Origin of the sequence: Ruminobacter amylophilus, assembly GCF_900115655.1 — a bacterium.
GTDB classification, from domain to species: domain Bacteria; phylum Pseudomonadota; class Gammaproteobacteria; order Enterobacterales; family Succinivibrionaceae; genus Ruminobacter; species Ruminobacter amylophilus.
In genome coordinates this window covers 25,204-51,635 of sequence record NZ_FOXF01000004.1, presented here as the reverse complement: position 1 = coordinate 51,635, position 26,432 = coordinate 25,204, and the positions used below count along the sequence as shown (strand labels likewise).

Annotated in this window: 19 protein-coding genes and 1 other RNA gene; 13 read left to right on the top strand and 7 right to left on the bottom strand. The window is 43.2% G+C overall.

All coding sequences use genetic code 11. The features are described 5' to 3' along the window. Nucleotides 1-497: 497 nt before the first annotated feature. Nucleotides 498-1,769 carry an AAA family ATPase gene (locus BMY80_RS01855; protein WP_093140430.1) on the top strand — a complete coding sequence of 424 codons (1,272 nt, stop codon included), beginning with the start codon at nucleotides 498-500 and terminating at the stop codon, nucleotides 1,767-1,769. Next, complete coding sequence (locus BMY80_RS01850) at nucleotides 1,759-2,388, top strand: hypothetical protein (RefSeq protein ID WP_093140428.1); 630 nt, start codon at nucleotides 1,759-1,761, stop codon at nucleotides 2,386-2,388. The genes BMY80_RS01855 and BMY80_RS01850 overlap by 11 nt, the downstream gene beginning before the upstream one ends. Before the next feature lie 207 nt (nucleotides 2,389-2,595). On the opposite strand, the gene rpiA is transcribed toward BMY80_RS01850, so the two are convergent. The 5 genes from rpiA to BMY80_RS01830 form a co-directional block, all read right to left on the bottom strand. After that, nucleotides 2,596-3,258: a ribose-5-phosphate isomerase RpiA gene (gene rpiA / locus BMY80_RS01845; protein WP_031578908.1), complete on the bottom strand. Its 663-nt coding sequence runs from the start codon at nucleotides 3,256-3,258 to the stop codon at nucleotides 2,596-2,598. 252 nt (nucleotides 3,259-3,510) lie between these two features. Then, entirely contained in the window at nucleotides 3,511-4,104 is a 594-nt protein-coding gene (locus BMY80_RS01840; protein ID WP_031578909.1) for a 5-formyltetrahydrofolate cyclo-ligase, read from the bottom strand. 65 nt (nucleotides 4,105-4,169) lie between these two features. Continuing rightward, a non-coding RNA gene (ssrS, locus tag BMY80_RS12780) (6S RNA) lies at nucleotides 4,170-4,346 on the bottom strand. 5 nt (nucleotides 4,347-4,351) lie between these two features. Continuing rightward, nucleotides 4,352-4,690: a cell division protein ZapA gene (locus BMY80_RS01835; RefSeq protein ID WP_031578910.1), complete on the bottom strand. Its 339-nt coding sequence runs from the start codon at nucleotides 4,688-4,690 to the stop codon at nucleotides 4,352-4,354. A gap of 233 nt (nucleotides 4,691-4,923) precedes the next feature. After that, on the bottom strand, nucleotides 4,924-5,421 hold the full coding sequence (locus BMY80_RS01830; protein WP_037318745.1) for a methyltransferase family protein: 498 nt from the start codon (nucleotides 5,419-5,421) through the stop codon (nucleotides 4,924-4,926). Between the two features lie 753 nt (nucleotides 5,422-6,174). Here BMY80_RS01830 and rluB point away from each other — a divergent pair. The 5 genes from rluB to dapE all read left to right on the top strand — a co-directional run bounded on the left by rluB (nucleotide 6,175) and on the right by dapE (nucleotide 14,677). Then, nucleotides 6,175-7,392, top strand: a complete 1,218-nt coding sequence (rluB, locus tag BMY80_RS01825; protein ID WP_093140425.1) for a 23S rRNA pseudouridine(2605) synthase RluB — start codon at nucleotides 6,175-6,177, stop codon at nucleotides 7,390-7,392. Nucleotides 7,393-7,514: 122 nt separating this feature from the next. Beyond that, nucleotides 7,515-9,092 (top strand): TerC family protein, encoded by a 1,578-nt coding sequence (locus BMY80_RS01820; RefSeq protein ID WP_177178467.1) that lies wholly within the window; start codon nucleotides 7,515-7,517, stop codon nucleotides 9,090-9,092. A 265-nt stretch (nucleotides 9,093-9,357) separates the two neighbouring features. Then, a complete protein-coding gene (locus BMY80_RS01815; protein ID WP_093140422.1) occupies nucleotides 9,358-11,496 on the top strand; it encodes a hypothetical protein in 2,139 nt (712 codons plus the stop codon). Between the two features lie 338 nt (nucleotides 11,497-11,834). Further along, nucleotides 11,835-13,250, top strand: coding sequence for a pyruvate kinase PykF (gene pykF, locus BMY80_RS01810; protein WP_093140419.1), 1,416 nt, complete (start codon nucleotides 11,835-11,837; stop codon nucleotides 13,248-13,250). Nucleotides 13,251-13,519: 269 nt separating this feature from the next. Then, nucleotides 13,520-14,677, top strand: a complete 1,158-nt coding sequence (gene dapE, locus BMY80_RS01805; protein ID WP_093140416.1) for a succinyl-diaminopimelate desuccinylase — start codon at nucleotides 13,520-13,522, stop codon at nucleotides 14,675-14,677. A 128-nt stretch (nucleotides 14,678-14,805) separates the two neighbouring features. Here the strand turns inward: dapE and BMY80_RS01800 are convergent, their stop codons facing one another. Together BMY80_RS01800 and BMY80_RS01795 are read right to left on the bottom strand one after the other, a co-directional pair. After that, nucleotides 14,806-15,069, bottom strand: coding sequence for a DUF2498 family protein (locus tag BMY80_RS01800; protein ID WP_093140413.1), 264 nt, complete (start codon nucleotides 15,067-15,069; stop codon nucleotides 14,806-14,808). 118 nt (nucleotides 15,070-15,187) lie between these two features. Continuing rightward, entirely contained in the window at nucleotides 15,188-15,868 is a 681-nt protein-coding gene (locus tag BMY80_RS01795; RefSeq protein WP_143066431.1) for a hypothetical protein, read from the bottom strand. A 270-nt stretch (nucleotides 15,869-16,138) separates the two neighbouring features. Here BMY80_RS01795 and BMY80_RS01790 point away from each other — a divergent pair, with 270 nt between their 5' ends. The 6 genes from BMY80_RS01790 (at nucleotide 16,139) to BMY80_RS01765 (ending at nucleotide 25,380) form a co-directional block, all read left to right on the top strand. Continuing rightward, on the top strand, nucleotides 16,139-16,771 hold the full coding sequence (locus BMY80_RS01790; protein ID WP_143066430.1) for a hypothetical protein: 633 nt from the start codon (nucleotides 16,139-16,141) through the stop codon (nucleotides 16,769-16,771). 479 nt (nucleotides 16,772-17,250) lie between these two features. After that, on the top strand, nucleotides 17,251-17,943 hold the full coding sequence (gene proQ / locus BMY80_RS01785; protein ID WP_177178466.1) for an RNA chaperone ProQ: 693 nt from the start codon (nucleotides 17,251-17,253) through the stop codon (nucleotides 17,941-17,943). A gap of 293 nt (nucleotides 17,944-18,236) precedes the next feature. Then, a complete protein-coding gene (locus BMY80_RS01780) occupies nucleotides 18,237-20,318 on the top strand; it encodes a carboxy terminal-processing peptidase (RefSeq protein ID WP_177178465.1) in 2,082 nt (693 codons plus the stop codon). Nucleotides 20,319-20,605: 287 nt separating this feature from the next. Further along, entirely contained in the window at nucleotides 20,606-23,260 is a 2,655-nt protein-coding gene (gene pepN, locus BMY80_RS01775) for an aminopeptidase N (RefSeq protein WP_093140399.1), read from the top strand. A 365-nt stretch (nucleotides 23,261-23,625) separates the two neighbouring features. After that, nucleotides 23,626-24,651, top strand: a complete 1,026-nt coding sequence (pyrD, locus tag BMY80_RS01770) for a quinone-dependent dihydroorotate dehydrogenase (RefSeq protein WP_093140395.1) — start codon at nucleotides 23,626-23,628, stop codon at nucleotides 24,649-24,651. Nucleotides 24,652-24,765: 114 nt separating this feature from the next. Then, complete coding sequence (locus tag BMY80_RS01765) at nucleotides 24,766-25,380, top strand: cell division protein ZapC domain-containing protein (RefSeq protein ID WP_093140391.1); 615 nt, start codon at nucleotides 24,766-24,768, stop codon at nucleotides 25,378-25,380. Nucleotides 25,381-26,432: the final 1,052 nt, after the last annotated feature.

The window sequence follows — 26,432 nt, the reverse complement described above, 5'->3', positions numbered from 1 at the left end:
GACGCGCCTTTTTTTACAGAAAGAAACAACCGGTTTTTCAGAATAGGCCGGAAAATGAAATAAGAATCTGTTTCTGAAAATGAAGAACCATTTTTTCATATCAAATACAGACATAACGTTCGGATGTTGAGATATCATTGATGACCTTAACAGCTTTTCTGGAGTAAACAGACTTCTTTTCACCTTTAATGTTATCTGCAAAACACCTTCTTACTATACGCAAAATATCGGCTTTTACAGACATTTTTATATATAAAAAGTTTTATATGTAAAAATGCGTTCATTGTCACATTTGTTTTTTTGTAATATGGCAGATATTTCAAACATAACGATATTTGACTAAAAGGTTATTTCAGAACATTTACTTAACTTATCATTATTGGAGCCTTTGAAAATAGTTAATCCGTATAAAACAAAACCTATTTTTTATGTAAAAAAATGCATAAATAATTAAACTGGTATATTATATTCTATATATACTGATATTAGGGGGAAATATGATAATCGAAATTAGAGCCAACAACTGCTATTCGTTTAATGAGCCAATATGCTTATCAATGAAAGCCGATATGCGGAACAAAAAGCTTTCATGCAATGTTCATCAGGAAAAAAATTTTTCTGTTTTGAAAACCATTGGTATCTATGGGCCTAATAATGTCGGAAAAACTAGTCTCGTTACATGTATAATGGCTCTTAAACATATTCTCCTGAATAAAGGAAATCCTTTGATTCCTAATATTTTTAACCATAATGTCATATGTGAAATGGGCGTTACGTTTCTTTATGAAGGGAAAAAATTTGCCTACGATTTTAAATATGACACGAAAAAAAAAGAATATTTGTATGAGTCTTTCGCCGAAATAATAAAAGATCAGTATGGTAATGAAAAAGAAGAAAGATGGCTTGTTTTGGATACTAGTGATAAGAATTTTTCCTTCAGAAATAATGAACTGACCACTGATATGATAAAGTTGGTGACAAAAAGCAATGTTCTCTTTCATCTGATAGATACTGGAAACTCTCCGACGATTGATAAAATGAAAGAAATTCTTACAGGTTTTGCCAACAAAATCGATGTTATCGACATGAATAACATTCCCATAGAACACACCATAACACTGATGAAAAATCCAAATAGTCTTCAGAAGAAAATAGTTGATTTTATTAAGAATGCTGATCTTTATCTGGATAATTTTGAATATGTAGATCAGGAAGAAGTTAAAATCAATGTCCCGCTTAAGCCAAATGAACAAGTTTTGGATTTGCCCGAAAAATTGATGGATCAAATCAGACTTGTTTCAACATACAAAGGAAAGAAGGTTCCGAGCATCATTTTTGACTCCACGGGAACAAAAAAAATAGCCGCCATGGCGAGCTATGTCATTGAAGCACTCGAGCAGGGCAGAATTCTTGTGGTTGATGAATTGGACAGTAGTATACACTTTAGACTGACCAGAGCAATAGTTGCCATGTTTAATAATGAATTAAATACTGATGCTCAGATGATTTTTACGGTTCATGATATAAATTTAATGGACTGTAAACGCTTATTCAGGAAAGAACAAATATGGTTTGTTAGCAAGGATGAAGAAAAAGTTTATGTGTATTCGCTGGCTGATTTTACTGCCACTGATGGAGTAAGGGATACATCCGATATTATTGAAAAATATCGTAAAGGCTTTTTTGCAGCTCTTCCTGAACCTGAACTAATTAAATCGCTCTTAAGCTTTAAGGTTAATACCAAAAAGGAATTCCGAGATGACAAATAACATTCCTTTTAATCGCGCAGCCAGAAAAATATGTATAGTGTGTGAAGGCAATGAAGAATATGAATATCTCAAACGTTTGATTGATCTGCATGTGTGGAATTCCATTTATAAAGTCGAACTGAAAAATGCTGAAGGAAACGGAAATATAGCCGCACGTTATCAGGACGGTTATCAGAATGATGTATATGACGCTGTTTTTGTATTTTGTGATACTGAAAAAAAACCGCATGAGCAATATAAGGATATTAAGAGGAAAATTAATGACATCCATGGTTTAGACGTTGCTAAATACGTCGTTATTTTTGCCAATCCATGTACAATGCAAATAGTCTCAAAACACTGGACTGATCAGAATATTACGTCACCTGCCAAACCTGTGAATGCTCCGCTAATTAAGAGTTATACTGGAGTTGAAAAATATAAAGGAAGAGGAGATCAAATTGAGAAAGTTATGGAAACAATTACATCTGATAATTATGCAGAAATGAAGGGCAGAGTTATGCAAATGCCAACAGATGATGAGATTTGCGGTTCAACCAATTTTTTTGAATTGCTTGAAAACCTGGAGTCAGACGATTGCAGTTGGATTGATGAATTAAACGATAAATTAAATTTGTAACTGTTATGAAGAGTATGAATTTTACTCTAATTCGATACTAGTTCTCTCTTGGATTCCCAACAATTCCGCGAATAACCAAAAAAAGACCGAACCTTCCGGGTTCGGTCTTTCTGTCTGAATGAATTTTCACACCGGAGTACGAAACTGCATTCGGTATCAGCGGAATAGTAATGTCGTGAACCGATACCGCCGCAGAATCGTGTGTGGTTATTTCTTTTCGGTAACCTTTGCGCCGTTGTCAGTTCCGACAATCAGTACATCAGCACCTCTTCTGCCGAAGATACCGACGGTTACAACGCCGGCGATGGCATTGATGGTCTGTTCAAGTTTCTTCGGTTCAGTGATTTTAAGATCATGTACGTCAAGAATGTGATTGCCGTTGTCGGTCACGCAGCCTTCTCTGTAAACAGGACGCCCGCCGAGTGCGGTAAGCTCTCTGGCCACGTATTCTCTTGCCATAGGAATAACTTCAACAGGAAGAGGGAATTTGCCGAGAACGTCCACTACCTTGGTATCATCTACGATGCAGATGAACTTTCTGGCAACCGCGGCAACAATCTTTTCACGGGTAAGAGCTGCACCGCCGCCCTTGATCATGTCCATTTCAGGATTGATTTCATCGGCACCGTCAACATAGATGTCGAATGAATCAACGTCATTGAGATCGAAAACCTTGATACCCATGGCTTCAAGTCTCTTGGTTGAAGCTACTGAGCTGGATACGGCACCCTTGATCTTGTCCTTTATAGGTTCAAGTCTGTCAATAAAGTAGTTAACTGTTGAACCGGTACCTACGCCTAAAACGGCATTTTCCTTAACGTATTTAACAGCTTCTTCCGCCGCACAAATTTTCTTCTGGTTCTGATCCATTTTCTGAAATCCACTGATGAGTTCTAAAGATAAGTGAATTATACAACTTAATCAGATTATATCAAGAGTGTGATGTATATAACAAAATTATTTTAATGACGGTGTCTGAAAACCGCCTGTAAAAGAAATGAAATTCAGAGATACATGAAGAATATAAATGAGTAAAGACTCTTTAATGACAGATAAGGATGCCCGGTCCGGGCATCCTTATACCTTATTTTCAGTTTTCTGTTTAAAGACTGATACGAAACCTTAGTCGTGTTTGAAAACCATGTCTCTGGTAGGAGTAATGATTTCCGGAAGCGGAACGTCCCAGGTATCGGTAGGGAGGTTTTCAACTTCCTGAATGTCCAGAGCCAGACCGATAGGATACGGACCGGTTTTGCCCTGATGATAGAACTGCAGGGTGCGGTCATAGTAGCCTCCGCCCATACCAAGACGGTTACCCTGATTGTCAAAGGCAACAAGCGGGGTGAAGATGATGTCGATATGATTAAGCGGAACCACGTTCTGAACATTGAGTTCAGGTTCAGGAATGTTATAACGGTTAGGGTTCATGACGGTGGTCTTGTCGTACTTCAGGAACAGAAGCTGTCCCTTTGAAAACGGATGAATAACCGGAAGGGCTACCTTCTTGCCCTTGGCCAGACACCATTCAATAACACCATGGGTATCGATTTCTCCGTCCACGCTGATATACAGAGCAACGCTTTCGGCTTTTTTGATTCTTTCGTTTCTGGCGAACTGATCGATGAGCTGAGATGAGTAATGAGCATGCAGCTCAGGAGAAATTGATTTTCTTAGTTCTCTTATCTTCTGACGTAGTAAAGGACGAGATGTAAACATAGCTATGGAATCCCGTATAAAATATAATCAAAGTTAAAAATTATAATGATTATTATAGACCATAAAAAAGTCCCCGGAATGTGTGTCGATTCGAAACCAAGAACCCGCAAGTTCAGGGCGAGAAAAGTGTTCTACAGTTAGGCTTCTCAACTTAATGAGCCTGCACACCGTGCAGAAGTAATTCCTCTAATCTAGTATCATCGGCTCAGGACCAAAAGCAACATCCACACCCCGAGGTATTCTGCGATTAAGACGAACTGTCAATCATGCCTTGTACAAGGTTTTCCAGCTCATCCAACCTTAACTTAACTATATCCACAAAAGATGACATTTTCAATTCCTGATTTATTAAATCGTGATAAATGTCCAATGCAGCCAGAATTGCAAGTTTCTCGTTTGAGAACTTCGGAGCCAGAGCTTTTAGTGTGTCTAATTTTTCTATCAGACGTTTTTCGGCTTCCTTCATGCTCTCGGCTTTTTCAGCCGGACACGTGATGTGAAAACTGTTGCCCAGTACTGCCACGTCAACTGTAGTCTGAGGCTTGTTTTCAGCATCGGGACTTTCTGTCCGCTCTTTTGTTTCCATACGGTTTTTCCTAAAAACAGATTTATTCTTTCACATTGAGACGGCAGGTTCAAGACAAAATTGTCCTATGCCGTTCTGTTTGTTCGTTAATGATACAGTCAGATGATATTTTAATCTATATTTGCGCGGTAATGATGTTTTTCAGGACGTAAAACGAAAAAAATTTGTCAGCACGGACGGCGGTGGTCCGGGGGAATGATGATTAGAGAGCTGCGGAAACGGCTAAACCTGAATCAGAGCCATCTTCTTGTTTTTGAACAGTATTCTGCAAAAAGTTTCTTGAAGATTAGTCCGTTCATTTTTTCCTCTCCGTCAATCACGTGACTGAGAAAATGAATCAGCAGAGGCAGAGTGATAAGCAGAAGCAGAGGCCCCATGGTAATGCCTATGCCGAGAAGACCGAAGATCAGCGACAGGTACATTGGATTTCTGCTGAGGCCGTATATGCCGTGAGTAAAAAGAGCCACGGTGTTCGGAGTCCATGGCAGCGGACTGATGCCTTCACGGTGAAATTTTAGAATGGAAAGAAAACCCAGAAGTCCTCCGGACGTCAGAAACAGCAGGCTCGGGATTGTCCACGGAAAAGGAGCGATCATGCCGCATACAAGTCCGAGATAAAGGTGCGGAACGACCAGAATACCGAATATTACGGGAGGCGGAAGTTTTTTAATCCTGGCAGCGGCGTGGCTGACTGTTTCTTCTGCAATGACATGAAAGGACGGCAAATTCATTCTGACCTCGGATTTCCTGTAAGCAGGCTGTGCCTGATGTAAAGTCTGTAGATTATAGCCTAAAAATCAGGAACGTACCGTTTTTTTGATAAACGGTCTGAATAATCTTCCGGACCGTTTATTCCGTGGCCGGATAAATCCCGGACAGTGCCTCAAAAAGTATTCACCGGTAATGAAAACATGATAATTCCTTTCGTAAAAATCGTTCCGGCATTTTTTTAATGTCCGCAGTAAACACATTCAGAAGAGGAAAAGACCATGGCAGAGGCTTCAGCCTTTTTATCACTGAATTCAATTGCTTTATACATCCCGGCCTGTCCGGCTGCCTTCTTTTTTCAGTGTTTCAGGCTTTGCTTCAGTCGTGTCTTTTCCAGTCGTGTACTTCAGTCCGGTTATACTGACAGACAGCGGACTTTCGTATGAATTACATGAATTTGTTTTCTTTTGGTTCATGTTCAAATTGTTATTTGAGGTGCAAATAACATATAATACGCAATAGGCGGAAAGAAGGAGGGGATAACTGCCCCCGTTTTTAAACGTCTGAGCGGACTGAAAAGCAGTGTCAGAAGGTGGCTGGCACAGGCGGATTACCCCTGAGGTTCCATTGTGCTGCATGTCTGAGTAAAATTTCTGACGGCCGCAGATTTTTTTGACTGTCTACTTACAGAATTGTATTTGGTCAAATTGTCGTGAGACAGGTTGTTTTTGCCGTGAGGCAAAATACGTCGCAAAAAAGGGTTTAAATAGGTTTTTATGAGCGAAAAGTTACATAAAGTTTTAGCTGCCATAGGCATTGGTTCTCGTCGCAGCATGGAAGAATATATCTCCGCCGGCAGAGTAAGTGTTGACGGAAAAATCGCGAAGCTTGGCGATCGCGTGGAAGGTACCGAAGTAATTCGAGTTGATGGTCAGATTATTCATACATCAAGTTCACCAAAGACAATCTGTCGTGTACTGATGTACAACAAGCCTGAGGGACAGATGTGTACCCGTTCGGATCCTGAAGGCCGTCCTACCGTGTTTGACAGACTGCCGGTTGTAAGCAACGGCAGATGGCTGTATATAGGTCGTCTTGATATCAATACTTCAGGTCTCCTGCTGTTCACCACCGACGGTGAACTGGCAAACCGCCTGATGCATCCGAGTCATGCCATCGAAAGAGTTTATGCCGTACGTGTGTTCGGCGGTGTTACCGCTGATCAGATCCGTCAGCTTCAGACGGGGGTGGAACTCGAGGACGGTCCGGCTCATTTCGACAGCGTAGAATACGTTGGCGGCGAAGGCATAAATCAGTGGTACAACGTGGTTCTCAAGGAAGGCCGCAAGCGTGAAGTGCGTCGTCTGTGGGAAGCTCTCGGTTTTAAGGTAAGCCGACTCAAGAGAATCCGCTATGCCAACGTGGAACTTGACAGACTGCCTGTAGGCGGCTGGCGTGAGCTCAATCTTGCGGAGGTTAATGCTCTGCGGGAGGTTGCCGGTATGAAGCCTGAAACAGAAACCGTGGTTGAAGAAAAGGAACTTACCGTAAGACAGGCTTTCGTGAAGAACCGTCAGGTTCGCCGTGCGGTTCAGAATTTCAATAACCAGAACAGACAGCAGAAGCGCGGTTCAGCCGGGGCTTCCGCAGGCGGTTCTCATCAGAAGAAGTCTTCATTCCCTCGTGACGGAGGCAGAAGCGCTTCAGGAGATACTTTTGAAAGCAGACTGTACAGGGTCGCTTCCGAAAACAGATCCGCCAAATCATCTTCAGGCAGAAGCCGCAGTCTTTCCGACAACAAGTACGCTCCGTTCAATGATGAAAAGAAGAACGGCAGGGATCGCGGCGCTCATTCCGGAAAGGGACGTGATTTTTCAAAAACAGGTGAACGCGGATTCGGCAGGGAACGGTTCAGTCGTGACAGAAACTTCGGAAAAAGCGGAGTACGTCATGAACAGTCCGGCAGAAGACACGGTTCCCGTCATGAAGACTGATATCTGAAACTGAAGTTTACCGGCAGTGCGGATTCGGAACAGAGGATCCCCGGACTGCCGGAATGTTTTTTCAGTGAGTCGCTCTGAACAATATTGAATTATATAAATAAGGACTGATTGCTATGTTTGACATGGTGTGGATTTATGAACCTTCCGCATGGGTTGGATTATTTACACTTGTTGTTTTGGAAATTGTTCTTGGTATTGATAATCTTCTGTTTATAGCCATACTGGCTTCCAAGCTGCCGGCCAGACTTCAGGACAAGGCCAGATACATAGGTCTGGGACTTGCTCTTCTTACCAGACTCGGATTAATTACCGCGATTTCATGGGTGGTCAGCCTCAAGGATCCGGTGATTTCAATGTTCGGCCTGGGACTGTCCATAAGAGATATAATTCTGATTGTCGGCGGCATGTTCCTGCTGTTCAAGTCCACCAGCGAACTGCATGAAAAACTGGAAGGCAAGGATTCCACTGCGTCAGCTGATTCAGACAAGGCAGTGGCCAAGGCATTCTGGATGGTGGTGCTGCAGATTGTCGTTCTCGATGCCATTTTCTCACTGGATTCCGTAATCACGGCAGTAGGTATGTGTGAACACGTGTTCATCATGATGTTTGCCGTGATTATCGCCATGGCCGTAATGGTTTCCTTAAGCAAGTTCCTGACAGCGTTTGTAAGCAGTCATCCTACCTTGGTGATTCTCTGTCTGAGCTTCCTGCTGATGATAGGTTTCAGCCTGATGGCCGACGGTCTGCACATCCATGTTCCAAAGGGATATCTGTATACCGCCATCGGTTTCTCAATCCTTATTGAAATATTCAACCAGATTGCCCGCAAGAACAATCTCAAGCTTGACAAGAACATCCGCAACAACAGCCGAGAACTGGCTGCAAGTCTGGTGCTGAGAATCCTTGGCGCAAAGAGCGACAATCAGCTTCAGAACATCAAGGAATCCATTGTGTCTCCGCCGGTTGACAACGTGTTCGCCAGAGAGGAAAAGGATCTCGTATCCCGTGTGCTGGGACTTGATTCACAGCCTATCAGGGCCATCATGACTTCCAGAAGGGATATTGTCATGGTTGATATAGGAGAACCTTATAAGGAAGTGCTTGGCAACATGGTGAATAACAGCTATTCACACATTGTGGTATACATCGGAGACAACAAGGATAATCCGCTGGGCTTCATCAATAAGACCGAACTTCTCGAAAAGCTGATTAAGGGGCATGGAGAGGTGGTACTGAAGAATCTGGTCCGCAAGCCTCTGTACATTCCTGAAACCGTGAGCGTTCTTACCTGTATCGAGGAAATGAAGAGGGCAAAGAATTACAACACCTTTGTAGTTGATGAGTTCGGTAATTTCGAAGGCATTGTTGCCCTGAGGGACATCATGGAGGAAATTGCCGGTGAGCTTCCTGAAAAGTCTGAAATTCAGGACTGCGTAAAAAACAAGGACGGATCCTTTGATGTTCAGGGTGATCTGGCTCTGACCGAACTTGAACGTCAGACCGGTATCTACATACCGGCCGGATCACATTACCACTCCGTGGCGGGATTCATCATGGAAACACTGCAGATTCTTCCGGATGTCGGAGCACAGGTCAGAATCGACGGCTGCGTGCTGACGGTCAGGGAAGTGAAGGACCATACCATTGAACTGGTAAATCTCAAGGTTACGGAGCCTGATGAGAAAAAATAGGCAGCATACCGTAGTTCTTTCCGAAAGGAGAGGCCGGAATGTTAACAGTAAACAGATAACATAAAGCCTGTTTACCTTTTTGGTGGCTATTAATGAGATGTGTTCCAAATTTTATTAAACACTGTCCGTAAAAGGTAAACTTAATTGAGAGTTTGTCGTCTAAAACAGTATAATCGAATCTATATACGAAAATGACGATAATAATAAGCCGGTATGCTGAACAGCATCAGCAGAACCGGTGTTTCATAAATTACGTGGGGATTTAATGTATAGTAATCAGAAGCCGGAAAATCCAAAGGTAAAACCGGTTCCGGATATCAGAAAAATCATCCGGGACAAGATTCCACAGATCAGGGAACATGAACTGATTCTTTTTGCCCTTTGTGTAGTCGGCATAATCTTCTCATTCCTTAATCCGTTATGGTACAGTCATGCACCGGGATTCGATGCCTCCGTATATGCACTGTTCGGTAAAATGTGGGCACACGGAGAGATCCCTTATCAGGACATGATAGATGTCAAGGGACCGGGGATATATCTTATTAATATGATAGGTTACCGCATCGGCGGTTATCCGGGAATTGCCTTTATCGAAACACTGTTCCTGGTGTTCGGTATAGTCAGCGTTGACCTTGCCCTGCGTCTGTTCAAGTTCAGTCCTCTTTCACGCTTCTGCTCCATTGTCATGGTCATATCACTTCTGGGGCTGCGTTACTATTACGGCGACATGGTTGAGGATTATGCGGTTTATCTGGCCATGATTGCCAGCTATCCGTTTGCGCTGCTGTTCAGTCTCCGCCGTTTCAACTGGACAATAGGTCTGATTCCGGCATTCGCATTTGCCTTCACCACGTCGATTCATTTCAACAACGGGGCTTATTTTATAGCATGGTATGCCATGCTGTTCCTGTTCTACTGTTCAAACGGAAGTCTTCTTAATGCCGTAAAGCTGGCTCTTTCGGTAGTTACGGCCATGCTGACGGTATTCGGCGGATATTTCCTGTATTTCTACAGTGAAGGTGGAATGGAACTGGTCAACAATGTTGTGTTCTACAGCATTGTCATTCATATCAATGAACAGGCATACAATCTGAACATACCTGATCTTTCTGCCGGATTTGTGGGCTTCGTCAGAACCGGTCTGTGGATTATTCTGGCTGGATTCGTATGGCTGATGTTCAGCAAGGATAACCTGCTTTTTGTCAGCAACGAAGGAAACGATCGCAGATGGTTCTTCCTCTATCTGGGTTTCGGCATTATAGCCACCATCGTGGCCAACAGCCTTACCGGTCATATATATGATCACTATGACCAGCTCTATCTGCCGTTCATGTTTATTCCTCTGGCTTTCCTGATGCACAGATACCTGCACGTGAAGCAGGATATTCATATCAGCTTCCTGACCATTCTGTTCCTGCTGGTCTTCCTGGTTTCAGAACATGCAATCTGGGAATGGAACAGACTCGAGTGGGAAGAACCTGCCGTTTATATCCATGCGGGAATCAATGCCGGCATCGCACTGTTTGTATGTCTGTCAATTTTCATACTCAGACGCTGGCTGGGATTCTACAGACATAATCATACCGTGTTCCTGGTTCTCAGTATTTTCATTTCGTTTATCATAAGCATGTATGCACTGACAATCGGTCATACCATTGGTGTACCGTGGGATGAAAGTACAGCGATAAAAGTTAAGATTGTTAATGAAAACACCGAAATCAATGACAAGATCTGGGTGGAAGGGAATATGTATCAGTACTATATCTGGGCTGACAGAACCACCGCCTCTCCTTATCTTATCACCACTCAGCTGATGGCTCCTTATGATTTCAAGACCAAGGTTTTAAACAGTCTTGACTACTTCAAGCCAAAGTTTATCATTGTTCGTGAAAAGTCCGTTGATGATTTCAGGGCTGCCGAAAAGAAGAATCAGACTGACAGATTCTCCGCTCAGGAACTGGCTTTTGCCCGTTTCCTCAGAACAAATTATGAAGAGGTGGTAAAGGGGCTGTATAAGTACAGAAAAGCTCCTGAGGTGGTCATCCCGCATGACGATGAAGGAGACCTGCACCCGGTTGAACTGTCAGACAAATCAGAATCTGCCGCCGAAAACGGAAATTCCGAGAAGAAATCAGAAGCCGGAATGATTAAAGCGGATACTGACAAGAGGTCTGAAGCTAAGACTGAAACACAGGCATCTGAGCTGAAGACCGTCGAAACCCCGGCACCAGAGCTGAAAGCCGTTGAAACACCGGCACCAGAGCTGAAAGCCGTTGAAACCCCGGCACCAGAGCTGAAAGCCGTTGAAACCCCGGCACCAGAGCTGAAAGCCGTTGAAACACCGGCACCTGAGCTGAAGGCCACTGAAACGCCGGCACTGAAGGCTGTTGAGGTTGACAGGTAGTTAATATCCTGCTGAAACTCATAAAACACTGTTTTTATTCTTTAATATAGGATGGAAACAGTGTTTTTGCTTTTTATGAGCTGAAATGACTGTTCTGATTCAGGAAAGGCTGTCCTTAAGTACGATGAAGGCCGGTTTTTCCGTATGTTTCACACATTCATCAAGGAGACGGTGCGGTCATATTGAAGGTAATGAACGGATACTTTTAGAAAAAAGTTTAATAACACTCATGATAGTACTTTAAATTTTCTTAAATTTCTTGTAAAATGCGCAAAAATTTCCGCTTGTACTGGGAAAATTATTCGTTATATATTCTGTAATATTAGGGATCGTATCTTATGAAAAAGACTAAGATGGTATGTACTATCGGACCTAAGTCCGAGCCACGTGAAGTTCTCCAGGAACTTCTTAATTCTGGCATGAATGCAATGCGTTTAAACTTCTCTCATGGCGACCATGACGAACAGGGTGCACGTATTACCACTATCAATGCTATCATGCAGGAAACCGGTAAGGTATTTGCCATTGTTCTTGACACCAAGGGTCCTGAAATCCGTACCGGTGAAGTACCTAACGATGGTGAAGTAGAATTAAAGAAAGGTCAGAAGTTCACCGTAACTACTGATTACCCTTCATACACCACTAACGAACGCTGCTCAGTAAGCTACGCTGGTTTAGTAAAGGATATCGCTGTTGGTAACACCATTCTTATCGACGACGGTTTAATCGGCTTAAAGGTTTTATCTAAGAACGCTGAAGAAACTGAAGCAGTTTGTGAAGTTTTAAACAACGCAATGCTCGGTAACAAGAAGGGTGTTAACCTTCCTGGCGTTATTACCAACCTCCCAGCTTTAAGCGAAAAGGATAAGGGTGACCTGGTATTCGGTATCCAGAGAGGCGTTGACTTCATCGCTGTTTCTTTCGTACGTAAAAAGAAGGACGTTGAAGACGTTCGTAACTGGCTCGACATCAACGGCGGTCAGGACGTTAAGATCATTTCTAAGATCGAAAATCAGGAAGGTCTCGACAACTTCGAAGACATCCTTGCTGCATCTGACGGTATCATGGTTGCTCGTGGTGACCTCGGTGTTGAAATTCCACCTCAGGAAGTTATCATCGCTCAGAAGCACATCATCCGTCGTTGTAACGAAGTAGGTAAGATTGTTATTACCGCTACCCAGATGCTTGACTCAATGCAGAAGAACCCACGTCCAACCCGCGCAGAAGCAGGTGACGTTGCTAACGCAATTTTCGACGGTACCGACGCAGTTATGCTTTCTGGTGAATCTGCTAAGGGTAAGTACCCACGTGAAGCAGTTCGTACCATGGCTTCAATCTGTGACTTAACCGATACCATGGTTCAGCCACGTTTCATCGACACTCCACCATCAACCTTACACGTAACTGAAGCTGTATGTAAGGGCGCAGTAGAAATCGCTGAACACCTGAAGTCTCCATTAATCATCGTTGCTACTCACCTCGGTAAGTCAGCTCGTGCATTACGTAAGTACTTCCCAACCTCTAACATTCTTGCTTTAACCGACAATGTTAAGGTTGCACGTCAGTTATGTATCGTTCGTGGCGTAACTCCACAGGTTGTTGAATCATTCAAGTCAACTGATGATTTCTTCAAGGCTGGTAAGGAATTAGCCATCAAGTCTGGTCTTGCTAAGGCTGGTGATACCGTTGTTATGGTATCTGGTGCTTTAGTTCCAGCCGGTACTACTAACACTTCATCAGTACATGTTCTCTAATATTTAAAGAATATTATTAGCTGAAACGGGCGTTATCTCAGGATAACGCCCGTTTTTTATCTGTTTTCCCGAAATCTTTGTATGGTATTCCGATAATTTACAGAATATTCATCTGCATTCTGATTTTTATATCAGTCCGTTCTCCTAATCGTGAAGCATTAAACGTTATTCAAATCTGCATGATTTTTGCAGAAGCATAATTATTTGATTGTATGTTATATTGATTATATGTCTGATACGTAAATTCATTCAGACTGAAGGAGGTTCATATGAATAATCATGATGACAGATCCGGACAGGAAGTGGTTTCCCTGTGCCTTGAACTTGTTTCCAGACCATCGGTTACTCCGAAGGATGAAGGCTGTCAGCAGCTTATTGCCACAAGACTCAGAGATTCCGGATTTCATATAGAAAATCTGACTCATATCGATACTACCAATATGTATGCCACTCACGGCAGCGGATCTCCGAATTTCTGCTTTTTAGGGCATACTGACGTGGTACCTCCGGGGGATTCCGGATTATGGGCATACAGTCCGTTTGAACCGGTGATTCAGGGTGGAATGATTTACGGCAGGGGAACCGCTGACATGAAGGGCGGGGATGCAGCCATGGTGATGGCCGCCAAGCGTTTTGTGGAAAAGCACCCCAATCATAAGGGACGCATTTCCCTGATATTCACCAGCAACGAGGAAGGGGATTTTAAAAACGGTACGCCTCACGTGGTCAGCAGACTGATGGAACGTAATGAGAATATCGATTACTGCATTGTCGGAGAACCAAGCTCTCAGAGTGTACTCGGTGATACCATTAAAATAGGCAGAAGAGGTTCAATTACCGCGAATATCAGGGTTTTCGGTATCCAGGGGCATGTTGCGTACCCTCATTTAGGCAGAAATCCGGTTCATGATGCCGTGCCGGCGTTAAATGAACTCCTGTCCTATCAGTGGGACGGCGGGAATGAATATTTCCCTCCAACCTCAATGCAGATTCCGAATGTCAGGGCGGGAACGGGAGCCGGCAACGTGATTCCTGGAGACTGTTTCATTCAGATTAACTGGCGTTTCAGCAATGAAACCACAGCTGATGAAATCAAGCACGTAACCGACGAAATTCTGTCTAAATATAAACTTAACTATCATATCGACTGGGAATTCTTCGGGGATCCGTATATAACCGAAAAGGGAGAACTTCTCGATATCACCAGAAAAGCCATAAAGGATGTGTGCGGTATTGACGTTCAGGAATCTACTGCAGGCGGTACTTCAGACGGCAGGTTCGTTGCCAAGTTCAATGAATGTCAGGTTATTGAGCTCGGCGCCATCAGTGAAACCATACACAAGGCCAATGAGTGTACCAGTGCCGAAGATCTGGAAAAGCTGGCCGTGATATATGAAAAGATTCTGGAAATGATTATGGCTGAGTAGTCTGAGAAAAAGATTGTCAGGTGACGGAAATAATCATTGATTAAAGCCTGTTTCTCCGGAAACAGGCTTTTCAGTAAATTTAATGGAGCGGCTCACGCCGGTATGATTTGCCTGATGTCAGGCGCTGACTATTCCTTGAGTTTATAATGCTTAGAAAGTACAGTCGTTACCTTCTTGAACATGTTGAATACGGCATTGGTCTTCGGAGTAGGGAGTCCGTCGTCATCAAGGAAGAATTCGCCCTTGAATACCAGAACTTCACCGTTCTGGGTTACGGATTCGGCCTTCATGCCGTCCATGTATTCGTAATCATTCTTAATCATTTTATTTGCAAGAGTCAAGATTTCCTCAGCTGTTGCTTCTTTTCTTGTATCTTCCTGTCCCATAAACATAATGAACGTTTCCTTATGATTATCTGAAGTTATATCTTTATCAGAATATAATAAATAAATCTGATAAAGTTTGATTTAATACGTATTTTTATATAAATATACGCTGTTTCTGTCTAAATTAGTGTCCGTACTGGGTAAACAGCTTTCTTTCCACCTTAAGGAATCTGTATACCTGTTCGTTATAGCTGTCATCAATTGTCGGCAAACCCTGTTCCTTGATGTTTCTCAGGAGATTTCTGTCTTCGTCGCTGAGTGCTTCCTTGGCTTCAATGAACTGTTTCAGATAGAGTCTCGCAAGAGGCAGGTCATACGGCTGAACGGTGGTAATGCTCTTGAGAATAAGCATGTCAGTAAGCGGAAGAGGTATGAGACTGAGTTCGTTCTTTACCTGCAGATCACAGAGATCCCTGAGCAGATCCTCGTTTTCATAAGAGGCAAGCACGTCAGTGTCTCTGGCCATTTCCACGTTCTTCGGAATTTTGGCGGCCTTTGGAGTGCATACCGGAATGAAGCTGTTCATTGCTTCATCCTTTGGAACGTAGAGAGTTACCATTTCGGTGATTTCAGGAGCTCTGGCGGTAAATTCGGCAATAAAATCCCTGTCGGTACTGAAAAGCATCCTGGCGGTAGGATTGATAAGACCTGCAAGTTCAAGAATGCCTTCCATGGATACGTTGGTATACAGACGATGATCAACAATCATGGCAAGGCGGGCTTTTAAAAATTCAATTTTGCGATGAGGCTTGTATGATCCGTGAGTGCCGTCATTGCATTCACTGCAGTGATGATGTTCTGTCATTTGATGTTCTCTTACGTTTTTTATGAAGTTTTTACTGCCGGACGGAGCTGCGCTTTTTCCGGATGACAGATTCAGGTGCGGGAAATTATCCGTAAAACACATGAATACCGCGTGAATTATAGCATTAACGGACTGTGTTATAAAGATTGATGATAATGCCGGACTGCGTATGCAGGCGAAACTGGTGAAAATGATTTTCAAACAGAGGCGTCGGAATTGTGCTATTATGCTTTCTCAGGAAGATTGTTTTAATTTTTAGAGGTGATGTCAGTGCTCAGAAAAATCGTTAACGTGTTAAAAACCTCTGACTCAATAGAAGAAATGCAGACGGTCAGGGAGGAACTTCTTGAGCTTTTTCCCCTGATGAGAAGAGCGTTGAATTTTGATCAGAAGCATTACAGTCATCAGTACTTTCTGTGGGAGCATTCTCTGCATACCGTACTGAATCTTCCAAGAAACCTGGACGACGACATGCTTTATCTGGGAGCCTTTCTGCATGACATAGCCAAACCGGATGCCCAGTGCAGAGGTAAGGATCCCGATGATCCAAACATGCATTACTATCATCATCCGGAAATGTCCGAGGTTCTGGTAAGAGAACAGGTTTTACCTGAACTGGAAAGACGCGACATCCGTCTTTCTGATGAGGAAAAGACCCGGCTTCTGTTCTATGTAAGACATCATGATGACAATATGCTTTCAGACAACAGCAGATGCGCTTCGGTAAGAAAGCTTATCGAAGAGGCCGGCGAGGATACCGTAAGAAAGCTGATGCTGCTTGAAGTTGCAGATGCCTATGCCCATAATCTCATTGACATAGTACGTGAGCGCATTCGTGTATGTGAAATGCTGACGGGGGACTATTTCGGTACTTTCGCGAAAGCCTGCATGTCTGACGTGTAACGGAAGGCCTGACAGGTCCGGGATGTCTTAAGGATCCTTTCACGTCCGCACGTGAAAGGATCTTTTTTGTTCCGCGCCTGATAAAGTACTGAAAAAGCCCGTTTACACGGATAAAGTGTGATATATTCCATTATTTGCGGTTAAGAGTCGTTTAAAATCGTGAGAGATGCTGTCAATTTGAAAAATTGTGATATAATCGGCGTGCGTTATGCGGTAAACGTTTTTGTGGTGTCCTGATTCATAAGACTTTTTTCAGGCTTTTCCGGAGCATCCGCTATAAGCTTCAGGTGTGGCTTATGAAGGAAAAGGACGTGCCCACATACATTATTTGAGAGTGTACTTTTAAATTAAAAAGGAAAACAGACTGTCAGAGTTCGGACACGCTGCTGTCCTGCATGAAAACTGTATGAAGTTTCCGCAATGTCCGTACATGTTACGGGCGGGAAAGGGCGGAACACTCTGAACAGATGGATTTGTATATGGAAAACGAAAATAAATTTTCAACAGTTAAAGATGTAGTTGAATTTTTGGCTGAAAAATTCCCTAAGTGTTTTGTTGTCAAGGGTGAATGCAAACCTTTAAAAATTGGTCTGTTCAATGAACTGGCCGAAAGAGTTTGTGCGGAAACTCCTGAACTGTCAAAGACTCGTCTGCGTCAGGCTTTAAGATTCTATACCACCCGCTGGAACTACCTTGAATCATTCAAGGTTGGCGCGGCACGAGTTGATCTGGATGGTAATGAGGTTGATACCATTACCGCAGAACAGGTTGAATACGCAACCAAGAATCTGGAAGAATCAAAGGCTGCCTTCGAACAGAAGAAAAAGAGTCTGGCAGCTACCGCAAAGCGTAAGTTCAAGAAGCCTTTCAGAAAGGCTGAAGGTGAAAAGGCCGCTGACGGTGAAGAAAAGTCTTCAAAGGACAGAAAGTTCAGCAACCGTCGTCAGTTCCGCAAGAACAGCGCACCTGCCGAAAAGGTTAACAGCATCGGCAGTGAAAGTTTTGAACAGATTGACATCAGCAACGTGAATGTAGGAAGCAAGGTTCATGTGCTCTGCGGCGGTTCAAAGGCCGTTGAAGCTACCATTATTGAGCTTGCAAGAGACGTTGTGGGTGTTGAACTTGCAACCGGTATGGTCATCCGTGTAAGTCCGGATCGTATCGGCAGATAGGCTAAAAAACGTTACCGTAACCAATCGCAGAGGTCAGCAACGTGATCTCTGCGATTTTTTTTGCTATGTATACTTAAAAAACTTTTGTTTTACAAGTAGAATAATCATTCGAGTTGTAGTATGTACAATTTGGGGAAATAATATTCAGGTCAAACTGAAACTATCGAAGATGATATCTGTCAGTATAATGAATGCTATGCATTTGCTATCTGAAATTCAGGATGAAGACAGATTTAAATAGGATAAAACGCTGTAAAGATGGATATCGTTACAGATACACAGGCGATATAAATATGAAATATAACAAGAATACTGTAATTCGTTCAGGCTGGCGCAGATTTATACTTCCGGCCGTGATCGGCATGGTTATCGGCTCCGGCTCTGCCTACGCATCCGAAAGGGTAAAGCAGACAGTTCCGAAAATCAGTGAATTACCGACTCTTTCCGCACAGCAGAATCATTCAAAATCCTGTAACAGGGTTTCAAGTTTCTTTACCAGATCCCACTATAAGGAAATTGTGCTGGATAAGAAATTTGCGGAAAAGGTTATAGATTCATATTTATATGAAAATGATCGTTATCACAGCCTGTTCACTGCTGATGAAGTGAAGGATATGTACGGCCGCTACAATGACGTGATTGCCGCCATGAGCGCCTGCCGTCTTGATTATCCGTTCGAGCTGTATACAAAGGTTATCAACCGTAAATTCAAGCGTTTAAGCTATTATCTGAGTGTTCTGGACAAGCCTGTTGATCTCAACGGTCATGACTATATTGACAGCGACCGCAGCAAACTTCCTCCGCTCAAGGACATGGCTCAGCTTGAAGATCTGTGGCGCAAGCTGGTGGTGAACGACCTTATCAAGCTTATGCTTAACGGCAAGACTGAGGAAAAGGCCCGCGAACTGCTTAAGAAACGTTATACCAATCAGCTCAGAATTCTGACCGAATCAAAGAGCGAAGATGCGTTCAGCGCCTTTGAAAATGCTTATGCTCATGCCATCGATCCGCATACCTCATATCTGTCACCTGATGACAGTGCCAAATTCATGGACGAAATGAGTCTGGCAATGGAGGGTATCGGTGCCGTCCTTACCAAGGAAGATGATTATGTGAAGATTGTTTCACTGGTTCCGGGATCACCTGCTGAGATGAGCAAGAAGCTCAAGCCTAACGACTATATTATCGGTATCCGTCAGCATGACGGCAAGAACAACAAGATGCTTGACGTTGTAGGCATGCGTCTTGAAGACGTTGTTCCTATGGTCAAGGGCAAGAAGGGCTCCAAGGTTACCCTGGAAATACAGAGAGACAACGGCGGTAACGTAACCACCTTCACCGTGGATCTCGTACGCAGCCGTATCCGTCTCGAAGACAGCGCCGCCAAGGGCGAGGTCAGGGAAATAGACGGCCGCAAGGTCGGTGTTCTTACCGTAAAGAGTTTCTACGTTAATCTTTATGAGGATATTGACAAGGAACTCAAGAAGCTTAACGACAAGAAGATCGAAGCTCTTGTTCTGGATTTAAGATACAACGGCGGCGGCGCTCTGAGTGAAGCCATCCTTTCCACCGGTCTGTTTGTCGACAATGATGCCTTTGTACAGGTAAGAGACGGTGTCGGCAATGTGGCCGTAAGAGGTGACGTGACTCCGGGAGTTACCTACAGCGGACCTATGGTGGTTCTTACCAACAGACTGAGTGCCTCAGCTTCCGAAATCATGGCTGCCGCACTGCAGGACCTCGGCAGAGCCGTGGTGGTAGGTGACACCACTTTCGGTAAGGGAACCGTTCAGCAGAGCCGTCCTCTCGATCGTATCTTCGATTACAACTCAGAACCTCTCGGCAGTATTCACTATACCATCGCCAAGTTCTACCGTATCAACGGCGGAAGCACCCAGATGAAGGGGGTTCAGCCTGATATTCTCTTCCCTAAGATTATCAGCTACGATATTGTCGGTGAAAAGAATGAACCGAATGCTCTTGAATGGGACATGATAAGTTCAGTCAAATATCAGCCGAAGGATTTGAAGAACTACATTTCCGAACTGTCACAGATCCATGAAAACAGAGTGAAGAACAATGAGCTGTTTAAGGATATGGAAAATGCCGAACGCAAGCTCAGCGAGGAGATGAAGCCGGGTAACAGAATTTCTCTGAATTTTGCGGAAAGAAAGGCTGAAAAGGATAAGGATGATGCCGAGTATCTGCAGATTATAAACAGAAATCTGAAAGCCAACGGTCAGGCTCCGATAAGCAACATCAAGGATCTTCCTTCAAAGTACGAGCCGTTTGACTGCTATCTTGACGAAAGTGCCCGTATAGCTCTTGATCTGGCGGATCTTGAAAAGAAGAATCTGGCTACCGTAAAGAACTAACGGAAAACTTTCCGGAAACATGTTACAAAAACCTTAAGGATAATAATTATTCTTAAGGTTTTTTCTTTTCAGGAGAAAATGATTTTTTTTAATTGATGATAAAATGACAAAGCAGTGTATAATATAATCGTGTGAAATAAAGCATGGTTTTTTTAAAAGAAGCATAATACAGAGTATAAAAACAATACCTGGTATTATCTGAATAAATAACGTTATAATAAAATATATTATCAATATAATGTTTTATTGTAATCTTTGATGAGATACAGAGAGGAAAGGGGGAAAGTATGGCGGTTATCAGACAGGAAAAGAGAAGACTGGATTATAAAAAGCCTGATTTTACCATCACGGATATTGATTTAACCTTTGAGCTGGATCTGACCGCCACTATCGTTACCGCGGTAAGCAGGGTAAAGCGTCTGACCGAAGACAGAAAAATTCCGCTGGTTCTTAACGGTGACTCTCTTAAACTTCTTGATGTTAAGCTTGACGGAGCGGAATGCGCCTTCAGGGAAACGGAAAACACCCTGGAGCTGGACAGTGTTCCCGATGAGTTTACCCTCACCGTAAAGACCTGCATCAATCCGAAAGACAATTCCGAACTTATGGGACTTTACGTTTCCGACGGCAAGTTCTGTACCCAGAACGAGCCTGAAGGATTCAGAAGAATTACCTTCTTTACCGATCATCCCGATGTTCTTGCCAGATACACCACTCACATTATCGCTCCCGATGGGGCTTATCCTTTCATGCTGTCCAACGGTAATCTGATAAAGGACGAGGTAAAGGACGGAAAAAGGGTGGTAACCTGGGAGGATCCTTTCCCGAAGCCTTCCTATCTTTTTGCTCTGGTGGCAGGTGATTTCGATGAACTTCACCGTGATTTCGTGACCTGCGGCGGCAGACACGTTGACGTTTATCTGTACGTGGACAAGGGGCAGGCATCCTGCGGTACCGTGGCCATCGATTCAATTCTCAGAGCCATGGAGTGGGATGAAAAGAGATTCGGTCTGGAATATGACCTTAACAGATTCAATGTGGTTGCGGTGGATTTCTTCAATGCCGGAGCCATGGAAAACAAGAGCCTGAACATCTTCAATTCAAAATATGTTCTGGTGGATGCCGAATCAGCAACCGATACGGACTTTGAGAACGTGCTGTCAGTTATCGGTCATGAATATTTTCATAACTGGACAGGTGACAGGGTTACCTGCAGAGACTGGTTCCAGTTAAGCCTCAAGGAAGGTCTGACAGTATTCAGGGATCAGGAATTCTCCAGCGATCTCTGCTGTCGTCCGATTGAACGCATCAAGGCGGTAAACATCATAAAGGGACCTCAGTTTACCGAAGATGCCGGTCCGATGGCGCATCCTATCCGTCCGGATTACGTGATGGAAATGAACAACTTCTATTCGGTAACCGTTTATGACAAGGGGGCTGAAGTCATCAGAATGATTCATACCATTCTCGGAGAGGAGCTCTTCCAGAAGGGCATGAAGCTGTATTTCAAGCGTCATGACGGCTGTGCCGTAACCTGTGAAGACTTTGTTTCCGCCATGGAGGATGCCTCCGGAATTGATCTGAAACAGTTCCGCAACTGGTATTCCCAGGCCGGAACTCCGTGTGTTTCCGGTTCATTGAGATATGATGCCGAAAAGAAGCAGGCCGTGTATACCTTCAATCAGTCAACTCCCGCAACTCCGGGGCAGAGCGTCAAGCAGCCGTTCGTCATTCCTCTCAGCATGGCACTTTACGGCAGTGACGGCAGAAAGATTCTGTTAAAGCGCAACGGTGAACCCGTATCAGAGGTTCAGATTCTGACTGAGGAACACAATGTGGTGGTTTTCGATGATGTTCCTGAAAGACCGGTAACGGCACTGCTGCAGAATTTCAGCGCTCCGGTAAAGGTGGAATATCCTTATGCCCAGGGTGAGCTGGAAACTCTGCTTAAGTGCGCTGATGATCCGGTAACCCGTTACGAATCAATGCAGAACATCATTAACAGCTATATCGTGCTGAATACCGTAAACGCTCAGAGACGTCTGCCGTTTACCCATTCTGAACTGGTGGTTCAGAGCTTCAGATACATTCTTGAGGAATCAGGACTAGACAACAGATTCATGGCATATATTCTGAGAATCCCTCCGGTGAATACGCTGATGGGGCTCTTTACCGCCATAGATCTTGATGCGATTATCGCTTCCCGCAAGGAACTGGTGAGAGTGCTTAGTGTTGAACTTGCAGACATCTGGGAAAAGCTGTATCAGAAGCTTCTGGCTGAATTCAGACAGCGTCTTGCCGAAGGCCGCGGTTATGAATGCACCGAAGAGCAGATTGGCTCAAGAGATCTGATAAGAGTTGCCCTGAACTTCCATGTCAGGGGACTTGTTCTGAAAGGAGAAGAGGCAAAGGCTTCCGCCATCGTGTCAGGGCATTACCGCATTTCCGACAATATGACTGATACTCTTATCGCCCTTAATGCCGCAACCGCGCATAATCTGGAATCAAGACATGAGATTCTGAAGGATTTTGAAAGCAGATGGCGCGACAACGCTCTGGTATTCGACAATTATTTCAGGGCAGTGGCCAGCGCTCCGTATCCGGATACTCTGGATAACGTAAGAAAGCTGATGGAACACGAATGCTTTGACTTAACCAATCCTAATCGTGTCAGAGCTCTTCTCGGAACCTTCTCTCAGCTTAATCCTGAATGTTTTAACGACATCAGCGGCAGGGGGTATGAATTCCTGACCGAGATTCTGATAAAGCTTAACGGCACCAATCCTCATGTGGCTGCCGCCATCATGACTCCGATGCTTAATCTGAATCGTCTGGATATAAAGAGAAAGGGGATGATAACTGACTGTTTCAACAGAATAATGAGAATCCCGGGACTCAGTGATTCAATTTTTGAAAAGATTGACAAGGCCTTCAAGCAGTAATTCTTCAGGGTACCTTAAAATAAAGCCGGAAGTCAGCAGACTTCCGGTATTTTTTTATCCTGCAGAAAAAGAAGGCTTCTAAAACTTCCGAAATCGGACTGAGAGACACTGAAACTGAAGTTAATTGACGGAAAAGCCGTGAAAACGCCGGATTACGTCCGGAAAGTTAAGGTATCCCAAGTTCCGGAAAAGGTTTAAAGGAGAAAATGAGAGGGCAACCCGCGAAGTTCTGCGGCCTGTTTTCTTTCTGAATGCTATTAACTGACGCTTATTATGATAAAATAGGCTCGCGGAATGAAGAAAGGGGGATTACCGTCCGGATTCATTCACTTATATATGAGAAGTTTAAATCAAGGAAATCTAATATGCTTTATTCTCTTTATCAGCCATTGATAAGACCTTGTCTTTTTACAATGGATCCTGAAAAGGCGCATAATCTCACCATGAAGATGATGAAAATCGCCTCCCGCAGTCAGCTGCTCACAAGCCTTGTTTCCCAGGAAGTCGAGGCAAGACCACGCAAGGTTATGGGACTCGATTTCAAGAATCCGGTAGGGCTTGCCGCAGGTCTTGATAAGGACGGTGAAGCAATCGACGCGTTTGCGGCCTTAGGCTTCGGTTTCATCGAAGTGGGGACCGTTACGCCAAAGCCGCAGCCAGGCAATGACAAGCCAAGACTGTTCCGTGTTGTTCCTGCGGAAGGTTTAATCAACCGTATGGGCTTTAACAATCTCGGCGTGGACAATCTTGTTGAAAACATCAAGAAATCACGTTACAAGGGAATTCTCGGGGTTAATATCGGCAAGAACAAGACAACTCCTATCGAAGACAGTGTAAGCGATTATCTCTACTGTCTGGAAAAGGTTTATAACTACGCTTCATATGTTGCCGTAAACATTTCATCTCCTAATACTCCTAATCTGCGTACCCTGCAGCTTGGCGACGCTCTCGTTGAACTGGTGCAGGCTCTTAAGAAGAAACAGAAGGAACTCGCAGAGGCCAACAAGAAATACGTTCCTATTGCCATCAAGATTGCGCCTGATCTCAACGATGAGGAAATCGAGAATATCTGCAGAATATTCCTTGAGAATGAAGTGGACGGCATCATCGCAACCAATACCACCTTAGACCGCGACATGATTGCCAACATGCCTCACGCAACTGAAACCGGCGGACTCAGCGGACGTCCTGAATTCAGAAAGAGTACTGACGTGCTGGCCAAGATTAATAAAATTATTAATGGCCGCATCCCGATTATAGGAGTGGGGGGAATTGATTCTCCTATGGCTGCCGCCGAAAAAATTAAAAACGGAGCCTCTCTGGTTCAGATTTATTCAGGTTTTATTTACAAGGGACCAACCTTAATTAAAAATATCGTGAACTACTTATAATTATTTAATACAATTTTTGAAAAAATAAGTTAAATAAGATTTTTTAGGTTGATTTAAGTTTAAATAACGATTAAACTCAAAATAAGTAAAGCGAATTTATTTGAGGTTTGAATAATGAACTACGTGAAGTTTAACGAATGGGAGAGATTCAAATGGCATTACAATGCCAGAATCGATCGACTTTGCGTTACAATTATTACAAACGTCGGTGAAGCAGTCGGACAGACTCTTCTCGGCAAGGTGAATCTCAATGAAAAAGCTTTTGGCGAAAGCTACTTCACCAAGGATGATATCGACTGCTATTATGAATTCATGCAGCGTCTTGCTGATTTGTCCTTCTCTTACGACGAAAAAAGCATGATTGTCTTTAATGCAGTTGCAACAAGACGTTTCCATAAGGAAATGAAGCCGGTTGACCCTATATTCAGAACTTTCTCAGGCGGTAAGCCTGTAGAAGTAGGCGAGGTTGTACTTGCATTCCCTGAGTATACAATAAAGGGGAGTGGTACCCCTAAAGAAGCCGATTTTCTGGTGGTTGAAGTAGATTACGTTAATAGAAATTGTTATTTAATGCAGATAAGCAAGGATCCTATCGTAATAGGTGAAACGGCAAAGGATAAAGCTGATATCTCCATCAAGCTGGGAACATGTATCAGACTTTCATTTGACCGTGTAATCAGACCGTCTGCCTTAAATTATGAACTGATTAAAACTCTCAATATAGCTTAGGCTAGTCTTTGCCTCCCGGAGAAAACTTCTCCGGGGCTTTTTTTTGCCCATTCCAGAACTCCGGTCATATCCCCTGTTATCATTTCAGGCCTTATTTGCGCCCGTATATTCCGCATCGTTATAGAGCCGATACAAACGATTCCTGATACCTCCCCTCTGCAGGCCAGGTGTATTTATTACTGTTCTGCTGCACGTCATACGGAGCCCTTTATGAAGGGGATTAAACGTGTGTACTCTCCCCCTGTTATTTAACGTGTTCAGGAATGTTGTGCCGCTTCCTTATACTGCGTGTCTCCATGCGGGAACAACAGCAGTGTAAGAGTATGGGGCTGAAAGGGGGATGGCGGTTACCGGGTGACTCTCCTGACTGCTTGCCGGTAAATGGATGCCTGAGACTGCAGAAGCTCAGGAGCGTCGTTTCTTTATTAAGGTTGGATAGGGGACCGGGTTATATACCCTAAAAATAATTTACAGTGTAATTTACATATGTAATTACATGATATTACACAATAACAGACGCCGGAAAAAGCATGAATCCCGGGTATGGGAAAGCAGGGGATAATACCTGAAACAGAAATAAAAATTTATAACATTAATCTTAACGTATTTAACTGTTATTTAAACAAGTAAAGTTAAGTAAAAATTAAATAAGAATGTGTTTATATAAATTTAATAATTAAATTTAAAATATAAAAAGTTATTAAATTAAATAAGATAAAATAAACTTATTTAAATTTAAATAATTATTTAGTTTTAATTTCCACTGCTTATTTAAATTTAAATAAGTTTTTAAATAAAGAAAATACACAAAATATTAATGTAGAAAGGCTTGATTTTACAGAGTTTTTTCGTTTTTTATAAAAAACGGGTCACTAATTAATCAGTATAAAACAGTGCTTTATTATGATTATTAATCATAAACTACAGTCTGAAAAACTGCGTAAATGTAGATTTCTTTCATTTGTGTACGTATCAGTATTCGGTTTGTAAATGTCTTTCAGTAAATTCCATGACTGATAATGACATGTATCTGAAATAATACTGTATGGCTG